Source organism: bacterium, assembly GCA_008933615.1.
Taxonomy (GTDB): Bacteria; CLD3; CLD3; order SB21; family SB21; genus SB21.
Genome location: WBUR01000018.1, coordinates 21,789 through 42,449, shown reverse-complemented (window position 1 = coordinate 42,449; position 20,661 = coordinate 21,789). Strand labels below are relative to the sequence as shown.

The following is a 20,661-nucleotide window of genomic DNA, read 5'->3' as shown; positions in this document are numbered from 1 at the left end:
TGTGATTAGTTAGGAACAAATACTTTCGATTATTGCGGTCAATTTTTTATTTTAAGCCCGCCTTTAACCGCTCCTTCATTGGTTAATGAATTACTATTCAACATTTTCTATGGTGAATGCAATTTTTAGTTTTTCCCAGGCCAATACGGCTTTTGCTTTTTTATTATCGGCCTTGTCAATGGTATAGACCAACTTTTCCTGCAATGCGTTTGCCTGCGGCTTCACCGTGACCCGAAGCGCATCACGTTCCTGTTTATATTTGTAACTGCCCCATTCCTTAGCATCGTTGCTAAAAATGATGATCCATTCGTTTTTTGATGGAATAGTATGAAAGCCGTACGTTCCTGCGACCAGTTTCTTACCTTCGATCATAACAGGTTTTGAAAACGAAATGGTGGTGTTCTCATTCGCGCCCGCCCGCCATACTTTATCGAAAGGAACCAATTTTCCCCATATCTCGCGGCCCTTAACGGACGGACTGGAATAGTCAATGACAATATCATTTCCATTTAAATTGAATGAAACTTTTGCAGGTGGGCTCGGCCTAACTTCTTTTTCCTGGCCAACCAATTCATACTGCATGATCGCTAAACACGATAGGATGACGATCCAAAAACTGAAATCCGTGAAACGCTTCATGATAACTCCTCATTTTAATGCGATGAAAAAAAGAATGGCATATAAGATATGAATTTATTTGAATGGCTAGTTTACGCCCACCGAGCGCTTTTGTTACAAAAAAAAAGCATACACACTGTCGTATGTATGCTTTTGACCCTTATGGGTTATGAATTATTTCTTCTTTTTCCATTCGGCCAGCATATCTTCCGTCTGTTTCATATTAAACGGCGGTTCGGGCATGGACTTCGCAAACTGTAATGCTTTTTCCATCGTCTTTACAGCATCTGCCTGTTTATTGAATTTGGTCAGCAATTGCGCTTTGACTCGGTGATTCCAGTAATTTTCCTGGATCGTTATAGAAATATCGATCCATTTCATCGCCTCATCGAGATTCACGTTGTTTTCTAAACAATAATTTGCTGCCTGCATTGTCGGCTGCCATGTAATGGCTGAGCGCGCTTTAGCAAGAGTAAAAACCTGGGTTTCAACTTCGATCTTGAACACAACTTTTAATTTTTCCCATTGCAACGTCACCATGGCCGAATTATCCGTAACATCTTCAAATGAGAATCGCATACGTTCTACTATTTCAGCAGACTGCGGCTTCACTTTAAAACGCAGAGCGTCATTTTCAGGTTTATAATTAAATGCGCCCCAAAGTTTAGCGTCTTTACTCAATACAATCGTCCATTCGTCCGTGTTCGGAATGGTTTGTAATCCGTACGTCCCGGGCGCAAGTTTCGTTCCCTCAATCTTCACGGTATCGCTGATCGTGAACGTCGTATTCTCATTGGCCCCCGTTCGCCATACTTCGTTGTATGGAACCAGTTTGCCCCAGATCTCTCTGCCTTTTACTGCAGGGCGGCAATACGAGATCGAGACTTCGGTGATACCGACCGTCTGTGTAACGGTAGCCTTTGGGCTCTGGCGGGGAATCGCAATCTGTGCATCCAATGATGGGATCAACGCGATGGCCAGCATGAACATAATCATGTTTCGCATGATAATACTCCTTTTGTTTACGATGTGAATAACTCTGTGTTTTGTGAATGACTCATAGTAATAAAACTTTTCTGAAAAGACAACTTTTTTACTGTAATTACTGAAAAAATTGTGTAAAATTTAATAAGTTTTTGATCAAACTATTCACGGTATATATGCGAACTGCTCTACTTGTCGGCGCCGGCGGGCTTATTGGAAGTTCGTGTTTAGATGCCCTTCTGCGAGAGGAACTCTATTCCAAAGTCATCGTATTCGTGAGAAAAGCACTGCCGCTCCAACATCCCAAGTTGCAGCAACAAGTGGTTGATTTTGATAATTTGGAATACCATGCGCACTTAATAAAAGCGGACGAGGTGTTTTGCTGTTTGGGCACGACCATAAAAACAGCCGGATCGCAAGATGCGTTTTACAAAGTTGATTTTACATACCCGTATAACATCGCAACCATTGCATCACGAAATGGCGCGGGGCAACTTCTCATTGTCACGGCGTTGGGTGCGTCATCCAAATCGGGTGTTTTTTATAATCGGGTCAAAGGCAACATAGAAGAAGCCGTTTCAGGATTGAAATTCAGCGCCATTCATATCTTCCGCCCGTCGCTGTTGCTGGGAAACCGCGCGGAATTCCGGCTTGGCGAAAAGATCGCCATGTTCCTTTTCAGGATCTTCGGCTTCATTCTCATCGGGCGATGGCGGAAATACCGCGCGATCCGGGCATTGGTTGTGGCGGAGGCAATGGTCACCATGGCGAAACTCGACTTGCAGGGCAAGCGCACCTATGAATCCGATGTGATCCAGACTATTTATGACGAAAAAATGAAAACGAAAACATAACCGCACAGTACGTCAAGCATTTTCTTAGCGGCCTTTGCGCTCTTTGCGGTTAGCCGTATTCACTAAATTTAGAGGAGATCATGGACATACAATTCTGCGGCGCTGCAAAAAGCGTAACCGGCTCACAACATCTTCTTACCATTGGAGGGAAAAAACTTCTCCTTGATTGCGGCCTTTTCCAGGGACGACGTGACGAAGCATTCAGCCGAAATAAAAATTTCCCATTCGATCCGGCGGAAGTGGATGCCATGGTTCTTTCCCATGCTCACATTGACCACAGCGGAAATATTCCGAATCTCGTTCAGCAGGGATTTAACGGAGCCATCCATTGTACCGCGCCCACGGTTGATCTCTGTACGGTGATGCTGCAGGATTCGGCGTTCATTCAGGAACGTGATGTAGAATTCATGAATAAGCGGCTTGCCAAAAAAGGCGAAATGCTCCGCAAACCGTTGTATACGATCAAAGACGCAGAGGCCTCGCTGAAACATTTTAAAGGCATCGATTACGGACAAACGTTTCAACCCATTCCGAATGTCAAGGTAACTTTTTTTAATGCGGGCCACATGTTTGGTTCCGCGATGCTTCTGCTCGAGATCGTTGAAAATAGCAAAACGTTGCGTATGGGATTCACCGGCGATCTCGGAAGGTCCAATCTGCCGATCATCGAAGACCCCGATCAGATCACATATTTGGATCTTTTGATCTCGGAAAGCACTTATGGAAATAAGCTTCACGATCCGGCAAAAGAAATTCAAGGCGATCTGGTCAGAGTGATCAAAGAAACCGTTAAGAAGAACGGAAAGATCATCATTCCGGCTTTCAGCGTTGAGCGAACACAGGAAATTGTATATCATTTAAACAAACTGTATGAAAATAAACTAGTGCCGGGGATACCTGTTTTTGTTGACAGTCCATTGGCGGTAAATGTGACCGAAGTGTTCAAGAAATATCCGCGATACTACGACGCTGAAGCGCAATACTTGCTCTCGAAAAACGATAACCCTTTTAGCTTTGATGGGTTGCGTTACATCAAAAAGGCCGACGAGTCTAAAAAGTTGAATGACCTCAAGGAACCGTGTATTATCGTATCCGCCTCCGGTATGTGCGAGGCAGGCCGCATTCTGCACCATCTCGCGAACAATATCGAGAATTCAAATAATACGATACTGATCGTAGGGTTCATGGCGGAACATACGTTGGGAAGAAAATTAGTAGACAAAATCAGTCCGATAAAAATATTTGGCGAGGAGTATGCAGTAAATGCAAACGTCGTGAAGCTCAATTCATTCAGCGGGCACGCGGATAAGAACGATCTGATGAAATTCGTAAAAAAAGTTGGCAAGCAGGCGTCTGTTTTTCTGGTTCACGGTGAAGAAACGCAAAGTCAGCCTTTCGCAGCGGCACTTCGCGTCGAAGGATTCAACAACGTTACCGTTCCGGATCGGTTGGGGACATTTGAATTTTAGTATGGGCATTAATTGCGCAATCATGAAACATTTCGGGAAAGCTTGAGTTTATTCGGGAAAGCTTGAGTTTATTCGGGAAAGCTTGATTTTATATTAACCGCTAAATTTTTGTACCCACTAATTCCCCCTTAGCAAAGGGTGTACACCCTTTGCTAAGGGGGAATAATACCGAAACCCTTTGCTGAGGGGGAATGATACCGAAACCCTTTGCTGAGGGGGAATGATACCGAAACCCTTTGCTAACGGGAAATAATACCGAATCCCTTTGTTAACGCGGAATAATACCGAATCCCTTTGTTAACGGGGAATAATACCGAATCCCTTTGCTAAAGGGGAAATAACACCAATACCCAAACCTAATATCACATAAGGAGAAACCGACATGAAACACATTTTCATACTGATCTTCTTCACATTTATTTCCTGCACAGCCTTGCGCACGCAGACAAATACCATCGAACGATCAAAGAACGCGATTGCGGTCAATGCTATGCTATGGCACCAGACATCGGGAGAATACCGCGCATTGTGTTATCAGGCCTACGCGCTGGCAAAGTTCAGGCTCGACGAAGCGCTTCAGAATAAATTCGATAAAAAACCCGCCGTGATCGTGGACATTGACGAAACGGTTTTGGACAACAGTCCATACAACGCAAACCTAATCGTTACGGATGGATCTTTTTCGCAGGCTACGTGGAAAGCATGGACCCAGGGCGCGCAGTCCATTCCGGTTCCCGGCGCATTGGAGTTCATGAACTATGCCGTATCCAAAGGCGCGGAAGTCTTTTATATTTCCAATCGTAAGTCCGAAGAAAAAGAAGGTACGCTGGCCAACCTCGTCAAAATGGGATTCCCGCAGGCTGATGACAGCCACGTATTGCTGCGAACAGAACCCGGCGGCAAGGAAAAACGCCGATTGAAAGTGGCCGAGACGCACGAGGTCGTACTACTTTGCGGCGATAATCTTAATGATTTTACGTACATTTTTGAAAAGAAGAGTATTGCGGAACGCTTTGACGGTGTGGAAAAACTGAAAGATCAGTGGGGCAGTAAATTTATCATCCTCCCCAACCCGATCTACGGCGACTGGGAAGAAGCAATTTACGATTACAAATACGGACTGCCGGATAGTACGCGGGATGCGAAACAAAGAGCGGCGCTTCGCGTGAAGTAAATATTGAGTTCTGTAAGGGTGACCGTTGGCTCAATAATCAAACGTCTCGCAATGAATAACGTTAGGTTCAAATTCTAATAAATAGTTCTTATCCTCTGGATAATAATGCGCCTTTTCGTAATCCTCGCCGGCGAATTTCTTGATATTCTCCACGCTGTTCCATCGCGTCACCGTCCAGAAATGACACTCTGCGCCGTCGATGCGCCTCAGGATCTGAACTGAAAGATTACCCGGCGTTTTTTTGTAATCCCGCACGCCCGTTTTGACAACAAATTCCAGATATTCCTCGGCATGCTCGGCTTTGGTCTTACCGTGCCAGATGCGCGTTATGACAGATCCTGACATATCTTGTCTCCTTTGAAAATGATATCTGGTAATAAACCGGCCAATAATATTTTTCGTATTCCGCTGCCAAAGAGTGACATTATTAATTCTCCGCCCTGCTTCGACAGGCTCAGCATGACGATCCGTCTATTTACTCATACAAAAACTCTTTGATCGAACGCCAATAAAAATCGGGGTAAACATAATCCAGGTTATTGTGTCCACCGCCCGGAATGGAAATAAATTTTTTCATGCCCGAATATGCCTTATACAGATCCAGGCCGAGCCTCTGCGGTATCACTTCGTCCGCGTCGCCGTGAATAATCAACAGCGGGCATTTTACATTATTTATTTTATCGATGGATGGAAAGGGCTTTCCTACCATGAATTCCAGCCACTCCAAGCCTTTCGCTTCTGCATACGCGGCGCCGGAAGATAGTGGTGTGATGAGAATAAGTTTCGCAATATCCAGCCCCTGCGCGGCGTCGATCGCAACCGTCGTTCCGATAGAGCGGCCATAGATCACTGCGTCGTTCATCTTATATCCGAGATCGCGCGTGACGAAATCCAACGCCGCCCTGCCGTCGGTATAGATCCCCTGCTCCGACGGGCTCCCTTCACTGCGCGCATAGCCTCGGTAACTCACGACCAGCACGTCGTAGCCCAACTCAAACAACTTCGCGCCTTCCGTAATTCGATGATACATATTCCCTGCATTGCCGTGAAAATAAACGATGATCTTCGACTTGACGGAATCGTTTTTATCCGAAAAATAAAGCCCCTGTATCGTAAGGCTGTCCGACGTGCGTATCTTAACTACATGAACATACTCCGGCAGGTCTTTTTCTGCTATATAGGTATTCGTGTCCGGGTGAAAGGACATCCAATTGACGATGCCGTCGCAGGAGGAGAGGCATAAAAAAACAATCATTACAGGCATGAATATTGACCATTCAAGCAATCCCCCTAACCCCCTTTGCAAGGGGGAATGGTTAATGCAGTATTCGGATTTGTCCCCCTTGAAAAGGGGGATATAGGGGGATTTCATTTCGGAAATTAGAATATTCATAACACACGACGTGCAGTTAGTTTTTATGAAATAATACTATTCCATTTGTTGATTTGTCGCCCGGAAAAATTAAGCATCCGGAATTTCCGGTTCAACTAACTTTGCTAATTTTTCTAACGACTCTTGCCAGCCGAGATAACACATCTCTGCCGGGATGACCGAAGGAATGCCCTCTTGAACGATTTTTAATTCGGTGCCGCAGGAAACTTTCGTGAGCGAAATCGACGTGATCATTTCACCGGGCAGGTTCGGGTCGTCAAATTTATCGGTATGTTTTATGAATTCATTCGGTTTTATTTCCAAAAACGTTCCTCCAAAAGAATGTCCGTTTCCGGTTGAAAAATTAATAAAGGACATTTTATAACTGCCGCCCACACGCACATCCATCTGATGCACCACGCATAAAAATCCATAAGGCGGGATCCAAAACGACATGGCATTAGCATCCGTAAAAGCCCGGTATACTTTTTCAGGAGTTACTTTAAGAACCCTATGCAAGGTTACGCTGTTGGTCATACTCATTCCTCAATTCGTCCTACTCGTTTGGCTTTTCGGTGTCGCCCGTTTTTGGAGTGGTCGCTGCTCCACGTATATTTTTAATTGTCGTTTTCTGCAAAGATAACGCTGAGCGGCTACACGCAGTAGCTCGCACGCAAGGAAAATTATAGTTAATTAAGAACATACTCAATACGTGAGCGAGCTACTGGCGAAGCAACGCCCACAATCTCTCTATCGTCAAATCAAAAGGCGTCGCGAAGCGGCTCGTGGAAGCCGCATGTTATACGCTGTGTGCCTCGCTTAATGTTTCATCTCGAAAACCGAAATGGGCGTGTCAGTCAAATAATGGAAACTTCCATTCTCAAATGTAATTGAATTTCTGATTGACGATTTTACGGTAGTTACTTGGTCGGTAGACCAACTTATTCGATTCAAAAAGTGAGTGAATAAATCAGATTTTCTTTGTTCAGTTTGCGACGGTACAGGTTTGATTGCACACTTTGCAAAATTAAACCCAAAATTTGCTATGGCATCAACCACTCCAATTCCAGGAGAAACTTTGTCCGATACAATTGAAAAGTTGGATATTTTGCATTGTTTTTTTAAGCCAAGTTCGATAAGGATATTTAATAACCGAGGAATTAATTCTGCCGCATTGTAAAAATTCGATACATGATGGCCAGATAAATATGTCTTCTTGTTCAGTATTGTTGAATCGAGTTCGTCTTTTCTATCAACTTGCAAGTTAATGCTAACAGTGCTGTCACAGTCTATTTTGTGTAAACTCTGATCTACTGGAAATGCAACATATTGATATAATTTCAAAATCTCTGTTGGGAGTGGTTTCCCACGCATTATAACACTGCTATCCTTGAGAGTATCAAAATGAAATTTGTTTACCTTATCAATTATCTTCTTAGAAGCTAAAATGGATCGTAGATAACAGTAATTGGCTTTTTCCAGAACACTAGCGAGGGAATCCAAAATAGTAGTGTAGAATGTATCGTATGTGTTCATATCATCAATTAATTGTCCTTCCTGATGTAATTTCATGGCATGGAGTTCTGTGATATTGAACTGTTTGCAAAGGGAAAAAACCTGTGATTCAAGTGATTGAAAAGAAAATTCGTCGATCAGCAAGGTAGTGAAACCATAATAGTCAGCTTCTCGTTGGCCTCCATCATCTAGGAAGATGTAAATCGTTTTTATCGTCGGACGATATAGTCCATCCTTGTATACAAAATCGGTCATGCACTAAGATGTTAGGATTGAGAGGCACATAGCGTATAACTTATACATTACCGAAATTGCGTGTATCGCTGTAAAAATGGGATATATACGCAATTTCGTTCAAACAAAATTTCGGTTTCTGAATTGATCATGATTGAAGTCTCCACGATGAAAAAGAACCACGATGAGACGCTCACAATGTACACACCCGACAGAGATTTGTCAAGGGATTCGTGGGCAACCGCCCCCTTTTCTCCCCCGCCTTGGCAAGGCGGGGGTCGAACTATTGAAGTTTTGAGAAATATTCCAAGTGGGGGCGGTTTGAATCGTTACTTATTTTTCTGAAAATCGACCGCATATTGGATCCAGCCATTCACATAATCCGTGGATCTTGGATCCATTTTCTTCACTTTTTCCCACAGTGAGATCGCTTTCTTGTAATCTTTTTTCCCGTAATAAGCGCGTCCTTTCATGAAAACGGCCTGCGCATTCTTTTCGTCATATTTGATCGCCAGGTCGAGGGCTTTCATCGCTTCGTCGTATCGTTTCAATTCTACCAGGCATGTCCCTTTGATAAAATGTGCTAGATACCATTCTTTGTCCAGTTCCAGTGTCTTATTCACATACGTAAGCGCGGTTGCAAAGCTGTCGATCTTCGAATACAGTTCACCCTTCAGATAATATATAGAAGGGTCGTTGGGATGCATGTGTTCCAATCTGATAAAGTCGGTCAGGGCGGAATCGTACATATTGAGGTGCTGCCGGGCCATACCTCTCTCAAAATACAATTCATCAAGGCCTAATTTAGGATTCCGAGCAGCAAATTCCTCTAAGTAATATAATTTCTCGCCGAGACCCTTTGTGTTCTTGGCAAGGATGAAAAAAATGTAAGTCGAATCCCCCGATCCCATTACTTGCGCTTCCGCTTTTTTATCTTTTTTATTATTGAGATAGTTCTCAAATGCGAGCTCACCTGCTGAAACAAACCGGGTCTTCATAACCATCGAGGTGTCATACACGGTTTTCAGTTCCATACTTTTTAGCATGAGGAGAAACTCTTCTTGTACAGTCGGGAAAAGATCCGTCGTTACATCGGCCACTATTTGGATTCCGTTCTCACCATTTACCGCGTAAACAGCATAGATCGTATGTTCAATGTCGTCGTATTTATAAGTTCCACGGTACCCAACGGCATATCTCAAACCCATCTTTCCGGATTCATGAATGAATGTTTCCTCCACGTTAAAATGCCGGTATTTCAGACTGTATTTGATCGGATCAAGGTTAACGGGTACTTTCTCAAAGACCATTGAAAATGTCGGTACGACGCTCCGGTTCTTTAAGTCGCTGAAGCTTCTCTGGCGATGGTCACAAGCCGTACTCCTTTATTATTTTCGTCGCCGGCCATTTTCCATTTGGCTGGTAGCGTCAGCTTAATATCACTGTCATTGATGTCGAGAGTGGTCTGGGATCGTAATACGTTTGTAAGTGTGAAAATAAGTAAGAGCAACAAAATCTTATTCATCGATCATTTCTCCTTAACCGTTAATGTTTTTAGGCAATTTCGTTTCAGCAATATTACAGTTATTAAATTTATCATGATTTTAAGTTCTACGATAAAATGGCGCCGACAGACGTTATGAATTTAACCATCCGATAGAGATTAGTCAGGGTATTCGTGGGTTCGGCAACCTCACCCTGTCCCTCTCCTTGGTAAGGAGAGGGCACGTACTAATCGAATTAGTACGACCCCCGCCTTGGTAAGGCGGGGGAGACAGGGGGCGGTTCGACCCTACTTATGCACCTTCCTCACAAACTCTTCTACCTCCGGCACGCCGCCCTGCAGGACGAGATAACCGTTGTACGGTTCGCGTTCAGTGATATCTGAACAGATCGGCGTGAGCATCATCTTTTTCACTTCGACGGGATCTTCGGCCTGCCCGAGCACCCAGCCGAGTTTGATGTACGCTGTCTCAGGTAACATATTGCCCAGCGGCACGACGCCTTTGGCCATCATGTCGCGCCCGGTATCGTACACAAACATGTGCACATAACCCCAGATCGTCTGCACCACCATGAATACCGAAACGCCTTCTTCTTTTGCTTTGACTATCGCCGGATACAGTTCCTTATTCACATGCCCCAGGCCCGTTCCGACGATGATAATGCCTTTATAACCCGCATCGATCATCGCGAACATCACATCTGGTTTCATCCCCGGATAATAATACAGCATCGTCGCTTTTTCGCTGAAGAATGGAAAAAGATCCACGTTCTTGTCTTTTCTGCGATGATTGTATTCCTTTTTGATGTGCGTGATTTTTTTTCTGGTAACCATTGCCACGGGCGTGTCGCCGATGGTTCTGAATGTGGAGCGATAGGACGAATGCATTTTTCTGACGCGCGTTCCGCGGTGAAGCAGTCCGTACTCGTCGGACGTCGGGCCGAACATACACACCATTACTTCGGCAATGTCCGACGTGCCGGCTGTAAACATCGCATGCATCAGATTCAGCGCGGCGTCGGAACTCGGACGGTCGGACGATCGCTGGGAACCGACCATGATGATGGGCACGGGAGAATTTTGCACCATATACGTCAGCACCGCGGCGGTGTGCTGCAAGGTATCGGTGCCATGGCCGACCACTATGCCGTCAATGCCGCTTCTGATCTCTTTGACGATGGCGTGAGCAAGCGCGATATATTGCTTCGGTCCCATATTCTCGCTGAACACGGCAAATATTTTCTCGGTATCTACATTGCAAATATCAGCCAACTCAGGCACCGCGCCGTACAGTTCTCCCGGAGAAAACGCCGGAATAACTGCGCCCGTCCTGTAATCGAGACGCGAGGCGATCGTGCCGCCCGTTCCGAATAATTTGACGTGCGGCAGTCCTTTGGTATTCGGAAACTGTTTTTCAGGAATCTGGTAATTGGCTTTTTTAAATCCGGTTTCATGTATATCGGTGATCGTATTGACGTCCAGGCCGATATTATATCCGGTGCTGATCTTCAAAACGATATGTTCATCGTCCGTGTTTTCCGCGCGCGGCAATATAGTTCCCTGAAAGAGTCCGCGCGTCGTTTCGACATCCACGGCCGCCCAAACTCGCGCGGTGTATTTTTTCAGTACTTCTAATGCGTGTCCACGGTAGCCTTGAAAAATATTATCGCTCATATTGTTTTTAATTCCACTTTACTGAGAATACGGTAAGTTTAAAAAGATTCTGGATTTTTTTTTGGCTTCGAGGAAGTAGATGAATTTTTTCATAGGAATCAATAATCATAAAATTAGAAAGAGCTACGATTTGCTCTTGAAAAATTTACAATGCCCGAAATCAAATGTCAATGAGATTTATGTCACAATCTTTGCATTGAGTCTTTCGGGCTTATTTCGCGATTTTAAGTCCACTCTATTAATCAGCCATTTGAACTGGAAACTGTATCTGTTCTAAGAAACTATATTGGTTTAATGCACAAGTCTAGCCCGTTAATGCCGAAGTTTCCATGGAGTATCTTCGCGTACCCTCTTTCAAGGTTTTTTAGTTTGTTATTGGCTGATATTTTTTTAAATTGCGCCCTCAAAAAGAAGGAAGCAAATGAACGCGGATACCGTTGACAAAAAAAAATATAACCGAATCAAATTAACCCTTTCTTTATTCAGTACGGCGCTCGGCATCGCTTTTATCATAGCCATCGTCATGACCGGATTCAGCAGTGCGATCAGCCGCTACGTGGAATCTTTATCCGGCAATATGTACACCCGGTTCGTGTGGTTTGTGGTCATCATCGGATTTATTGAAAGTGCGTTGACATTTCCGATCAGTTACTACACCGGATATCGGATGGAACATCAATACGGTATGTCCAATCAGACTTTTTATCAGTGGATAAAGGAAAATCTAAAAGGCGTCGGAGTTGGAGCCGTTATCGGTCTGCCGCTGCTCCTGGTGTTTTATTATTCCCTAAACGTTTTTCAGGGTAATTGGTGGTTGCCCGTTGCAATAGTTTTCTTTTTGTTTTCCGTTCTGCTAGCGCGAATTGCGCCGACCGTGATATTCCCGTTGTTTTATAAATTCAAGCCCATCGAAAACGAATCGCTGAAGAATAAATTGATCCGGCTTTGTTCCGGCGTAAATATGAACATCTCGGGCATATTTGAATTTAACATGAGCAAAACCACCAAAAAAGCGAACGCGGCTTTTGCAGGAATCGGGAAATCCAAAAGGATCATTCTGGCGGATACGTTACTCGAAAATTTTTCCGATGAGGAAATCGAAGTTGTTTTCGCGCATGAAGTTGGCCACTATTATCATAAACATATTACCAAGAGCATGCTGCTGAGCATGGTCAGTATTTTTCTCGGGCTTTTTGTTACGTCATGGTTATACGAACTTCTGCTTCCCGTTTTCGGGTTAACGTCTATCACGGACCTTGCCGCCCTGCCTTTGCTAGGATTACTTCTGATGCTGTTCGGCTTCATAACCGGCCCGATCAATAATGCGCTGAGCCGTGTGTATGAACGACAGGCGGATGCGTATGCACTGAATAAAACCAAGAACAAAACCGCCTTTATCAGCGCTATGCAGCGGTTGTCTCTAATGAATCTGGCAGACGACGAGCCGCATCCCGTGGTGGAATTTTTGTTCTATTCTCATCCGGCGATATCAAAACGTGTTCGCGCCGCAGAAGCTTTTGTATTGTAGGAGGCCACAGATTCACAGATCAGAAAATATGAAATACACCGAAGATAAATACCCGTTACAGGAACAAAGCTATCAGATCATTGGTCTATGCATGGAAGTTCACCGCACTTTAGGCAAAGGGTTACTCGAAATAGTTTATAAGGATGCCATAGAACATGAGTTCAATCAAAACAACATCCCGTATGCCCGTGAAAAACAATTCAAGGTTGAATATAAAGGAGTGATCCTGCCCCATTTTTTCTATGCTGATTTTGTAGTGTTTAATAAAATCATATTAGAAGTCAAGGCTCAAAAAGGAATAGTAGACGAACATTACGCTTGGGTGATAAACTATCTCGCCATATCGAAGTGTCCCTTGGGTCTAATTGTCAACTTTGGTGAAAATTCGTTAGTTACAAAAAGAGTTATCTTATAATCTGTAAGGTTAGTTTCGAATTTGGTTTTTAATAAAAAACTTTCTCTTAATCTGTGAATCTGTGGCAATTTGGTTTTCAATAACAAATTTTCTCTTAATCCGGGAATCTGTGGCAATAATATATGCTTCAACTTGTTAACATCACCGTCGACTTCGGCGGACGCGCACTCTTCCGCGATCTAAGCTGGCAGATCAACCGCAAAGACCGCGTGGCTCTCATCGGCGCCAATGGTGTGGGAAAATCTACCCTGCTCAAGATCATCAATAAACAATTTCAGCCTACCTCCGGAGTCGCGGCGCATAATAAAAATCTGCAGATCGGCTATTTGCCGCAAGACGGGCTGCATGCACACGGCAAGGAGTTGATCCATGAGGTAATGACCGCATTTGAGGAAGTGATCGACGTTCATGAAAGAATGAAAAAGATCGAAATCGCGATGACCACGATCGACCATGAATCGGACGAGTTTCATAAAATGATCGATACGTATGGAAATCTCCAGCACCGTTTCGAAGACCTCGACGGCTTTTCGATCGAGTCAAAAGCGGCAAAGGTTCTGGTCGGCCTCGGTTTTAAAGAATCCGATTTTACAAAAATGTGCGAACTCTTCAGCGGCGGCTGGCAGATGCGGATTGCGCTCGCCAAATTGTTACTGCAAAATCCCGATCTGCTTCTGCTGGACGAACCCACGAATCACCTTGATATCGAATCGATCGAATGGCTTGAAAATTATCTGAATAATTATGAAGGCGCTATCCTGCTCGTTTCACATGATCGCTACTTCATTGACAAAGTTTGCAATCGTATTACCGAGTTGGATCGCTTTGTTCTGACGGACTACTACGGCGATTACGAATCATTTGAAGAACAAAAAGCGATGGCCGAGGAACAACTGCTCAGTTCATACGAGCGCCAACAGAGCGAGATTCAGCGGATTCAGTTATTCATCGACCGTTTTCGTTACAAAGCTTCGAAAGCCCGACAGGCGCAAAGCAAAATAAAGTTTCTCGATCACATGGACAAGATCCAGCTTCCCGATGATGAAAAAAAAGCTATCCAGTTCCGCTTCCCTCAACCTCAGAAAAGCGGCCGCGTAGTACTGGAAATTCAGGATATCTCCAAGAGTTACGACGGCCGAACCGTTTTGAAACCTCTCAACCTGACGCTGGAACGCGGCGAGAAAGTTGCGCTCATCGGGGCCAACGGCGCGGGAAAATCTACACTGCTGCGCATCATCTCCGGTTTTGAAACGCCTGACAGCGGATCGGTTTCACTTGGGCATAACGTCACGCTCGAATATTTCGCGCAACAGCAGTCGGATAAATTGGATGCGGCGAAGACGGCCTATGAAGAAGTGGCTTCGTCGGGCTCCAATCAGCCCCCGCTGGTATTACGAACTATTCTAGGCGCGTTTTTGTTTTCAGGCGATGATATTTATAAAAAGGTCGGCGTATTGAGCGGCGGTGAAAAATCGCGTCTGGCTTTTGCAAAAATGCTTTTGAATCCGGCCAATTTCATCATTCTGGACGAACCGACCAATCATATCGACGCGCAATCCAAAGAAATTCTACAGGGCGCGTTAACGGAATTTCAGGGAACCTTGCTCATCGTTTCTCACGACCGGCATTTTATGAATAATCTGGTCAACAAAGTGATCGAGATAAGAGACGGTAAAATTAAAACGTATCTAGGAAACTTTGATTACTATCACGACTGCAAATTGAAAGAAGTTGAAGTGGTTGTTGAAAACGCCAAGATATCCAAGCCCGTTATCCCGGAAGACAAGGCTAAAAGAGCCGCAGAACGCGATGAGAAAAAAAAATTAGCGGCGGAAGAAAAAAAACATCAAAAGAAAATTGCCGATATTGAACGGGCTATTCAGGAACAGGAGAAACTAAAATTGGAAATTGAAACGGAATTGTCGGATCCTGAGGTTTACAAAAAGGCTGAAAAATCGCAACATTTGCAGAATCAATACCACGTGGTTACTGAAAAGATAACCAAACTCTACGAAGAATGGCAAAAACTGATGTAAAATAGAAAGCCCCGCAGTTTTAACGCCGCGGGACTTTCTTATGAGGAGGAGAGGAGAAATTTGAAGTCTTTAGTAAATCTAACTACTTCTACGAAAAATTATTCCAAAAGGTTTCAAAGTATTTATCATCGCTGAAAAACCAGCTTTAATACAAGTAACCCATAGGGGTCATGGCCGAGGAAGCAGAAATGTGATGATTGTAGTCTCTTCTCCCTTCTAATCTTCACCTCGCACAGTCGCGCCTGTCTTCTTAGCTTTAAATCCTCCCGCCAGATCCATAACACACATATAACGATACTGCTGATGCGGCCCGCACGCAATGCCAACCACTTTGAATTGCGGATTAAAAATGTTTTTTCGGTGGCCGCGCGACGGTACGCCGTCGTCGATAATCAACGATAAAACGATTCGACGCGCGATATTATTTCCATAGTCCACGTTCTCGCCTGCCGTTGAAAGCCATTGCCCATAGCGTTCGATCCGGTCAAACGGCGAGCTCCCGTCGCGGCCGGTGTGTCCTGTTTCTGTTGTCTCACCCTGATCGTCGGCATGATCCCTCGCCGCCATTGACAAGCCGCGTGATACGCGCAATGTATCGACTGGTTCTGCCGCCATCAAAAAATCATAACATTCTGCCGCCGCACTCTCGCCTTCTGTTGTCATGATCGCCGTTTCTCCGGGATACTTCATGAGATTACCGTCAAATAATCCCATGACTCTCTTAACATGCTTCGCATACTCTTTCGGGTTAGAGCGAACCCGGTTCAGTTCATAATAAACCTGTTTTTCTAAGTCACTCAAAAAATTCATCGATACGGGTTTCGCCTCATTCTGGGCAGGCAGATAAGTTGTATTAATTAAAATAAAAAGAGCGCCAAACCATGATTTCATGTTTTTTCCTCTCAAATAATGAAGATGATAAAACGACGCAATGTCTATAGTATTCCCGCAGATGACACAAATCTTCGTTGAGTACGTTTACCGCGTATATCAGCAAAATCAGCGGGTGATAAATTCGTGTTTTTTGCTTTTTAGATCAATCTCGTGTAATTTATGCAAATCTTCTCCCGATATGAAATGAAAAAAAATCAGAAAATTGATGTAGTTTTTGCCTGCTTACTGGGATTATTATCTTTTTTCTATCCGATTTCCGGAAGCGATCTCTCATTCGATGAAGTGGCTTCGATTAAAATCTTGGACCGTAACGGGTACTTACTAAGAGAAGTTCTGTCTATCCAACAGGGTAAAGGCCACTGGACGCCGCTGGCGGAGATCAGTTCACGCGCCGTCGAGGCCGCGATCACAGCTGAAGATAAGAGGTTTTACGCCCATGGCGGCATCGACCCGCTTGCCCTTGCGCGCGCCTTCTGGCAGAATCTGTCATCCGGTAAAATTGTCAGCGGCGGCTCGACGATTACGCAGCAAGTGATTCGTAACATGTTCCGCTTTCCCAGAAATATTTTTTATAAGACGATTGAAATGTGGTATGCCGTAAGACTCGAACATACGCTTTCAAAAAACAAAATTCTGGAACATTATTTTAACCGCGTTCCTTTCGGCAATCAAACGTTTGGAATCGAAGCGGCCTCGCAACTCTATCTCGGCAAAACAGCCAAAGACCTCACTTGGGCGGAAGCGTCTTTTTTAATAGCATTACCGAAGTCCCCGACGCATTATAATCCGTACAAAGACGCCTCCGCGTCAAGGCAGAGGCAATCTTTCATACTGACAAAGCTCTTTGAAGCTACAATAATTTCTAAAGACGAATGGGACCGCGCACGGAACGAGCCCGTCTTTTTGTTCCCTAAATCTTCCGCATTTTTCGCGCCGCACTTCTGTGATTATCTTATTCAAAACGGCTATGGAAGCGGCGGCAGCATTCACTCGACTCTCGATCTGTCGTTGCAAACAGAAGTTGAAAAAATCATACAGGGCCACATCACGAATCTGCAACCCGAAAATGTAACCAACGCCGCCGTGGTCATTTTAAACAATAAAACGGGCGACGTTTTGGCGCTGGCAGGTTCATCCGACTATTTTGATGAACGGCATGACGGGCAGTACAATGCTGTTTTTGCAAAACGCCAGCCCGGTTCGGCATTGAAGCCGTTCACGTATGCCGCCGCGATGAATAAAGGACTGACAGCCTCGACGATCGTTCCGGACATTGAAACGGTGATCCCGTCGGAAAAAGCTAACTTCACGCCGCACAATTATGACAATCAGTTTCACGGACCCGTTCGCGCACGAATGGCGCTGGCATGTTCCTACAACGTATCCGCCGTTCGCGTTCTGCAAAATATCGGCGTCGAATCTCTGCTTTCGACTTTGCATGCGTGCGGCGTAAACTCCCTTACTGAAACGCCGGAATTCTACGGACATGGATTGACACTGGGAAACGGTGAAGTTACATTGTTTGAATTGACGCGCGCTTATTCTATTCTCGCTAACCAAGGACGATGGATCGAGCCTCGGTTTATAATGGAACAACCGGTTCACACCGTACGCGATAATATTTTCTCACCGCAGATCAGCTTTTTGATCACTGATATTTTATCCGATAATAACGCGCGGACGCCTGCCTTCGGTTTTGATTCCCCTTTATCGTTGCCTTTTCCCTGCGCTGCAAAAACCGGGACGTCTTCCGATTTCAAAGATAATATGACCGTGGGATATACTGCGGATTATACGGTTGGAATTTGGGTTGGAAATTTTGACAATACGCCTATGCGCCAGATATCGGGAGTTACCGGGGCAGGGCCGATCTTTCATGATATCATGATGCATTTATACAAGGATCGCAATCCCACAATAATGACGGTGCCGGCAAGCATAGTGAAAAAAAACGTATGTTCTATGTCGGGAGATTTGCCGCACATCGGATGCAGCGCAGTGATCGAGGAATTTTTCATTGGAGGAACCGAACCGAAAACAATGTGTGCTTTTCACCAATCGAACGGAGTTTTGAATTACTCCGTTCTCACGCCGGTATACCAAAAGTGGCTGACCCAATATTCCGGCTATAATTTGACATCCTCCGAAGAGAAAAAGTTATCCGTGGACATACTACAAGAGAAAACGGGAATAAGAATAATTTATCCTAAAAATAAAGCCATTTTCAAAATCGATCCGAATTTGAAACGATCCTATCAATCTATTTATTTTGAAGCTTTGGCGCCCGAACAATTAAATGAAATACGATGGTATGTGAACAATAGCTATTATCAGGCCGCCTCTAAACCTTTCAGAGTCACGTGGAATCTGTCGCCCGGCACATACCGGATACGGGCAGAAGGAGATTTTAATCAAAAAACAATTGTAGATGAGTTGTCGTTTGAAGTTCTGCCCTAATCCGCCGCAGGAACGAATGTTTAGCCGTTTTTTCTCTTATAATGAATTTTCCAGGCGACCGTCCATGTTTTACCTTCGTCATCCGATTTTTCCCAATTCCAGTCCATTTCATTTTCCGTAATATTATAAAATATCATACGTTGGGAAATCTTCTTTCCTTTGGGCGTGGTAAAACTGCGTTCAAGAACCATCTTTCCGTCTTTGAACTCGCCAACAAAATCAAGGTAGGCTCCCTGATTATCGACCCATGTTTGCTGCCATTTATTCAATAGCGTACTGTACATGGACACACTCATGCCAAAAAAAGACTGCGTTGTATCTTTGAAATTTTCCTGAATCGCGCACCCGTCAAAAAGTTGCGTGACGGAATTAGAACCCACGGTCAGCCCGCCCTTCCCGTCGCTCCAAGTCAGTTCCCATTCGCCAACCCAAAAATCAAACTGGCGCGCTTCGGGCGTGGAACATGGCTTCACATTGGCCTGAGCAGCAGCATTTGAATATAATGCCTGCAAAGCGACAAGTAAGACCACGCATTTTGAAATAAATGAAATCATACAACATCCTTTCTTTTGAAGAAACAAATTGAACAGCCATTTGATATAAAAATTTATTTACAAGCAGCTTTGGAAATGGGTTGAGGCTGTTTACTGAAGAGAAGTGAGTTTTGTTTCATTTTTATTATTAACAAAAAGCAGGAAGTTCATGTAAGCTTCAATCGTTGGGTTGTGCCATTTGCATTTGGATTTTCCAGCTTCCGTCCGATTGTTGTTTCCAAATCATCAGATATTTACCGGACAAAGCAATGGGGCTTTTGCCCTCCGGATGCAGCGTGAATCCGTACTGAATTAATTCGTACGCCTGATTTCCGCTCACCGAGAAAGTAAGGCTGTTAAGCTCCCAATCTGTAAATTTCGACTTACTCATAATGCGCGCGACTTCGGCTTTTATATGTTCTTTTCCGCGGATCGGCTCCACGTTGGGATGAACGATCATACCGTCGTCGGTAAATAGTTTTGCAAACATCGCTGCGTCGCCCTTTTCATTGGCGCGGATGTAGGCAGCATTACCTTCGTTTACCGCCGTCTTAACTTCAGCCAGATTTGTATCCTTTTTATCTGAATTGCTGCACGAACTTAACAAAATAAAAAAACAGGTGAACGCCACAAATTTCATACAATCTCCTTAATTTACCAGTAGGGACTGATGGGGTCGAGCAAAGTTAGAATTAAACTGATAACTATCGTAACGGAAATCAGGACAACATTAAACACCGCCAACAAAGTCAAATTTCGAATATACGTTTTTTGAATTCTATTCACCATCTTCTTTGTGCTGATAATCGTCAGGAAAATAGAAATACTTACAAAAACCATGAGCAATGCAAACCGCGCCGTCGTGGATCTAAACATGCCCTCGAGAAACAACAATCCCGAATCCCGGGACGATCCTACAAAAACCGCATTAAAATAATCGGACAAGGAGGAAAATAAAATTCCGAGTACCACCGACTCGACAAAAACAATGCTCATAAAGACCGTAATATTGGACCGCTCCGATGTGCTATTGATCTCATTGTCAACTTCTCTGAGTAGGGAATTTACTTTTTCTAAAACAATAGGAGATGAATGCTCGGATTCCAGTTGAATTTTGATCTGCTTCAATTCTTCCCAGGATTTGACCAGTTCAACAAAATATTTTGTTTTTTGCAGTTTATCTTTTTTTTGAATCCATATGACGATGAGCGGCGCGAGCACCGCAAGAAAAGGCCCAATCGCTTTTAAAAAATCAATCGTCTCTTGAGTAGAATCCATTTAAACTATCCGCTTTGTATAATAAGCAAATGTATAAAGCTTCGGGATTTGAATCAAGAATTTCCTTCATCGCAAAGCTGCCTTTTCAGTTATCCCTAAAAAAAACGTGCTTATCGGGTTGG

Annotated in this window: 20 protein-coding genes; 7 read left to right on the top strand and 13 right to left on the bottom strand. The window is 44.2% G+C overall.

The features are described from left to right. Positions 1–93: 93 nt before the first annotated feature. Complete coding sequence (locus F9K33_08350; protein ID KAB2879679.1) at positions 94–639, bottom strand: DUF2911 domain-containing protein; 546 nt, start codon at positions 637–639, stop codon at positions 94–96. Positions 640–792: 153 nt separating this feature from the next. Then, the gene (locus F9K33_08345) at positions 793–1,623 is read right to left on the bottom strand and encodes a DUF2911 domain-containing protein (protein KAB2879678.1); all 831 of its coding nucleotides are present in this window, start codon (positions 1,621–1,623) and stop codon (positions 793–795) included. Positions 1,624–1,778: 155 nt separating this feature from the next. Between F9K33_08345 and F9K33_08340 the strand changes: the two genes are divergently transcribed. The 3 genes from F9K33_08340 (at position 1,779) to F9K33_08330 (ending at position 5,099) form a co-directional block, all read left to right on the top strand. Further along, positions 1,779–2,456 carry an NAD-dependent epimerase/dehydratase family protein gene (locus F9K33_08340; GenBank protein KAB2879677.1) on the top strand — a complete coding sequence of 226 codons (678 nt, stop codon included), beginning with the start codon at positions 1,779–1,781 and terminating at the stop codon, positions 2,454–2,456. 80 nt (positions 2,457–2,536) lie between these two features. Continuing rightward, positions 2,537–3,925 (top strand): MBL fold metallo-hydrolase, encoded by a 1,389-nt coding sequence (locus tag F9K33_08335; GenBank protein ID KAB2879676.1) that lies wholly within the window; start codon positions 2,537–2,539, stop codon positions 3,923–3,925. Between the two features lie 382 nt (positions 3,926–4,307). Then, entirely contained in the window at positions 4,308–5,099 is a 792-nt protein-coding gene (locus F9K33_08330) for a 5'-nucleotidase, lipoprotein e(P4) family (protein ID KAB2879675.1), read from the top strand. A gap of 30 nt (positions 5,100–5,129) precedes the next feature. Here the strand turns inward: F9K33_08330 and F9K33_08325 are convergent, their stop codons facing one another. The 7 genes from F9K33_08325 to gatD all read right to left on the bottom strand — a co-directional run bounded on the left by F9K33_08325 (position 5,130) and on the right by gatD (position 11,398). Beyond that, the gene (locus F9K33_08325; GenBank protein ID KAB2879674.1) at positions 5,130–5,444 is read right to left on the bottom strand and encodes an antibiotic biosynthesis monooxygenase; all 315 of its coding nucleotides are present in this window, start codon (positions 5,442–5,444) and stop codon (positions 5,130–5,132) included. 130 nt (positions 5,445–5,574) lie between these two features. Further along, complete coding sequence (locus F9K33_08320) at positions 5,575–6,363, bottom strand: alpha/beta hydrolase (GenBank protein KAB2879673.1); 789 nt, start codon at positions 6,361–6,363, stop codon at positions 5,575–5,577. A 198-nt stretch (positions 6,364–6,561) separates the two neighbouring features. Beyond that, a complete protein-coding gene (locus F9K33_08315; GenBank protein KAB2879672.1) occupies positions 6,562–7,008 on the bottom strand; it encodes an SRPBCC family protein in 447 nt (148 codons plus the stop codon). Positions 7,009–7,290: 282 nt separating this feature from the next. Further along, positions 7,291–8,241, bottom strand: a complete 951-nt coding sequence (locus F9K33_08310; protein ID KAB2879671.1) for a hypothetical protein — start codon at positions 8,239–8,241, stop codon at positions 7,291–7,293. Between the two features lie 308 nt (positions 8,242–8,549). Beyond that, complete coding sequence (locus F9K33_08305) at positions 8,550–9,530, bottom strand: tetratricopeptide repeat protein (protein ID KAB2879670.1); 981 nt, start codon at positions 9,528–9,530, stop codon at positions 8,550–8,552. 29 nt (positions 9,531–9,559) lie between these two features. Beyond that, the gene (locus F9K33_08300; protein KAB2879669.1) at positions 9,560–9,745 is read right to left on the bottom strand and encodes a hypothetical protein; all 186 of its coding nucleotides are present in this window, start codon (positions 9,743–9,745) and stop codon (positions 9,560–9,562) included. A gap of 267 nt (positions 9,746–10,012) precedes the next feature. Continuing rightward, the gene (gene gatD / locus F9K33_08295) at positions 10,013–11,398 is read right to left on the bottom strand and encodes a Glu-tRNA(Gln) amidotransferase subunit GatD (protein ID KAB2879668.1); all 1,386 of its coding nucleotides are present in this window, start codon (positions 11,396–11,398) and stop codon (positions 10,013–10,015) included. Positions 11,399–11,819: 421 nt separating this feature from the next. Between gatD and F9K33_08290 the strand changes: the two genes are divergently transcribed. The 3 genes from F9K33_08290 (at position 11,820) to F9K33_08280 (ending at position 15,377) form a co-directional block, all read left to right on the top strand. Beyond that, positions 11,820–12,926: a M48 family metallopeptidase gene (locus F9K33_08290; protein ID KAB2879667.1), complete on the top strand. Its 1,107-nt coding sequence runs from the start codon at positions 11,820–11,822 to the stop codon at positions 12,924–12,926. Between the two features lie 28 nt (positions 12,927–12,954). Beyond that, positions 12,955–13,341 carry a GxxExxY protein gene (locus tag F9K33_08285; protein ID KAB2879666.1) on the top strand — a complete coding sequence of 129 codons (387 nt, stop codon included), beginning with the start codon at positions 12,955–12,957 and terminating at the stop codon, positions 13,339–13,341. A gap of 122 nt (positions 13,342–13,463) precedes the next feature. Beyond that, a complete protein-coding gene (locus F9K33_08280; protein ID KAB2879665.1) occupies positions 13,464–15,377 on the top strand; it encodes an ABC-F family ATP-binding cassette domain-containing protein in 1,914 nt (637 codons plus the stop codon). Positions 15,378–15,593: 216 nt separating this feature from the next. Here the strand turns inward: F9K33_08280 and F9K33_08275 are convergent, their stop codons facing one another. Continuing rightward, positions 15,594–16,268, bottom strand: coding sequence for a CAP domain-containing protein (locus F9K33_08275; GenBank protein ID KAB2879664.1), 675 nt, complete (start codon positions 16,266–16,268; stop codon positions 15,594–15,596). 162 nt (positions 16,269–16,430) lie between these two features. On the opposite strand from F9K33_08275, the gene pbpC reads away from it, so the two are divergent. Continuing rightward, the gene (gene pbpC / locus F9K33_08270; protein KAB2879663.1) at positions 16,431–18,728 is read left to right on the top strand and encodes a penicillin-binding protein 1C; all 2,298 of its coding nucleotides are present in this window, start codon (positions 16,431–16,433) and stop codon (positions 18,726–18,728) included. A gap of 20 nt (positions 18,729–18,748) precedes the next feature. On the opposite strand, the gene F9K33_08265 is transcribed toward pbpC, so the two are convergent. The 3 genes from F9K33_08265 to F9K33_08255 all read right to left on the bottom strand — a co-directional run bounded on the left by F9K33_08265 (position 18,749) and on the right by F9K33_08255 (position 20,539). Next, positions 18,749–19,282 (bottom strand): hypothetical protein, encoded by a 534-nt coding sequence (locus tag F9K33_08265; protein ID KAB2879662.1) that lies wholly within the window; start codon positions 19,280–19,282, stop codon positions 18,749–18,751. 157 nt (positions 19,283–19,439) lie between these two features. Beyond that, positions 19,440–19,901, bottom strand: a complete 462-nt coding sequence (locus F9K33_08260; protein ID KAB2879661.1) for a nuclear transport factor 2 family protein — start codon at positions 19,899–19,901, stop codon at positions 19,440–19,442. Between the two features lie 14 nt (positions 19,902–19,915). Further along, entirely contained in the window at positions 19,916–20,539 is a 624-nt protein-coding gene (locus F9K33_08255; protein KAB2879660.1) for a hypothetical protein, read from the bottom strand. Positions 20,540–20,661 lie beyond the last annotated feature (122 nt).

What these genes read in the sequence shown, in the direction of transcription:
- F9K33_08350 (KAB2879679.1), bottom strand. Translation starts at nt 639, where the DNA reads ATGAAGCGTTTCACGGATTTCAGTTTTTGGATCGTCATCCTATCGTGT.
- F9K33_08345 (KAB2879678.1), bottom strand. Translation starts at nt 1,623, where the DNA reads ATGCGAAACATGATTATGTTCATGCTGGCCATCGCGTTGATCCCATCA.
- F9K33_08340 (KAB2879677.1), top strand. Translation starts at nt 1,779, where the DNA reads ATGCGAACTGCTCTACTTGTCGGCGCCGGCGGGCTTATTGGAAGTTCG.
- F9K33_08335 (KAB2879676.1), top strand. Translation starts at nt 2,537, where the DNA reads ATGGACATACAATTCTGCGGCGCTGCAAAAAGCGTAACCGGCTCACAA.
- F9K33_08330 (KAB2879675.1), top strand. Translation starts at nt 4,308, where the DNA reads ATGAAACACATTTTCATACTGATCTTCTTCACATTTATTTCCTGCACA.
- F9K33_08325 (KAB2879674.1), bottom strand. Translation starts at nt 5,444, where the DNA reads ATGTCAGGATCTGTCATAACGCGCATCTGGCACGGTAAGACCAAAGCC.
- F9K33_08320 (KAB2879673.1), bottom strand. Translation starts at nt 6,363, where the DNA reads ATGCCTGTAATGATTGTTTTTTTATGCCTCTCCTCCTGCGACGGCATC.
- F9K33_08315 (KAB2879672.1), bottom strand. Translation starts at nt 7,008, where the DNA reads ATGACCAACAGCGTAACCTTGCATAGGGTTCTTAAAGTAACTCCTGAA.
- F9K33_08310 (KAB2879671.1), bottom strand. Translation starts at nt 8,241, where the DNA reads ATGACCGATTTTGTATACAAGGATGGACTATATCGTCCGACGATAAAA.
- F9K33_08305 (KAB2879670.1), bottom strand. Translation starts at nt 9,530, where the DNA reads ATGGTCTTTGAGAAAGTACCCGTTAACCTTGATCCGATCAAATACAGT.
- F9K33_08300 (KAB2879669.1), bottom strand. Translation starts at nt 9,745, where the DNA reads ATGAATAAGATTTTGTTGCTCTTACTTATTTTCACACTTACAAACGTA.
- gatD (KAB2879668.1), bottom strand. Translation starts at nt 11,398, where the DNA reads ATGAGCGATAATATTTTTCAAGGCTACCGTGGACACGCATTAGAAGTA.
- F9K33_08290 (KAB2879667.1), top strand. Translation starts at nt 11,820, where the DNA reads ATGAACGCGGATACCGTTGACAAAAAAAAATATAACCGAATCAAATTA.
- F9K33_08285 (KAB2879666.1), top strand. Translation starts at nt 12,955, where the DNA reads ATGAAATACACCGAAGATAAATACCCGTTACAGGAACAAAGCTATCAG.
- F9K33_08280 (KAB2879665.1), top strand. Translation starts at nt 13,464, where the DNA reads ATGCTTCAACTTGTTAACATCACCGTCGACTTCGGCGGACGCGCACTC.
- F9K33_08275 (KAB2879664.1), bottom strand. Translation starts at nt 16,268, where the DNA reads ATGAAATCATGGTTTGGCGCTCTTTTTATTTTAATTAATACAACTTAT.
- pbpC (KAB2879663.1), top strand. Translation starts at nt 16,431, where the DNA reads ATGCAAATCTTCTCCCGATATGAAATGAAAAAAAATCAGAAAATTGAT.
- F9K33_08265 (KAB2879662.1), bottom strand. Translation starts at nt 19,282, where the DNA reads ATGATTTCATTTATTTCAAAATGCGTGGTCTTACTTGTCGCTTTGCAG.
- F9K33_08260 (KAB2879661.1), bottom strand. Translation starts at nt 19,901, where the DNA reads ATGAAATTTGTGGCGTTCACCTGTTTTTTTATTTTGTTAAGTTCGTGC.
- F9K33_08255 (KAB2879660.1), bottom strand. Translation starts at nt 20,539, where the DNA reads ATGGATTCTACTCAAGAGACGATTGATTTTTTAAAAGCGATTGGGCCT.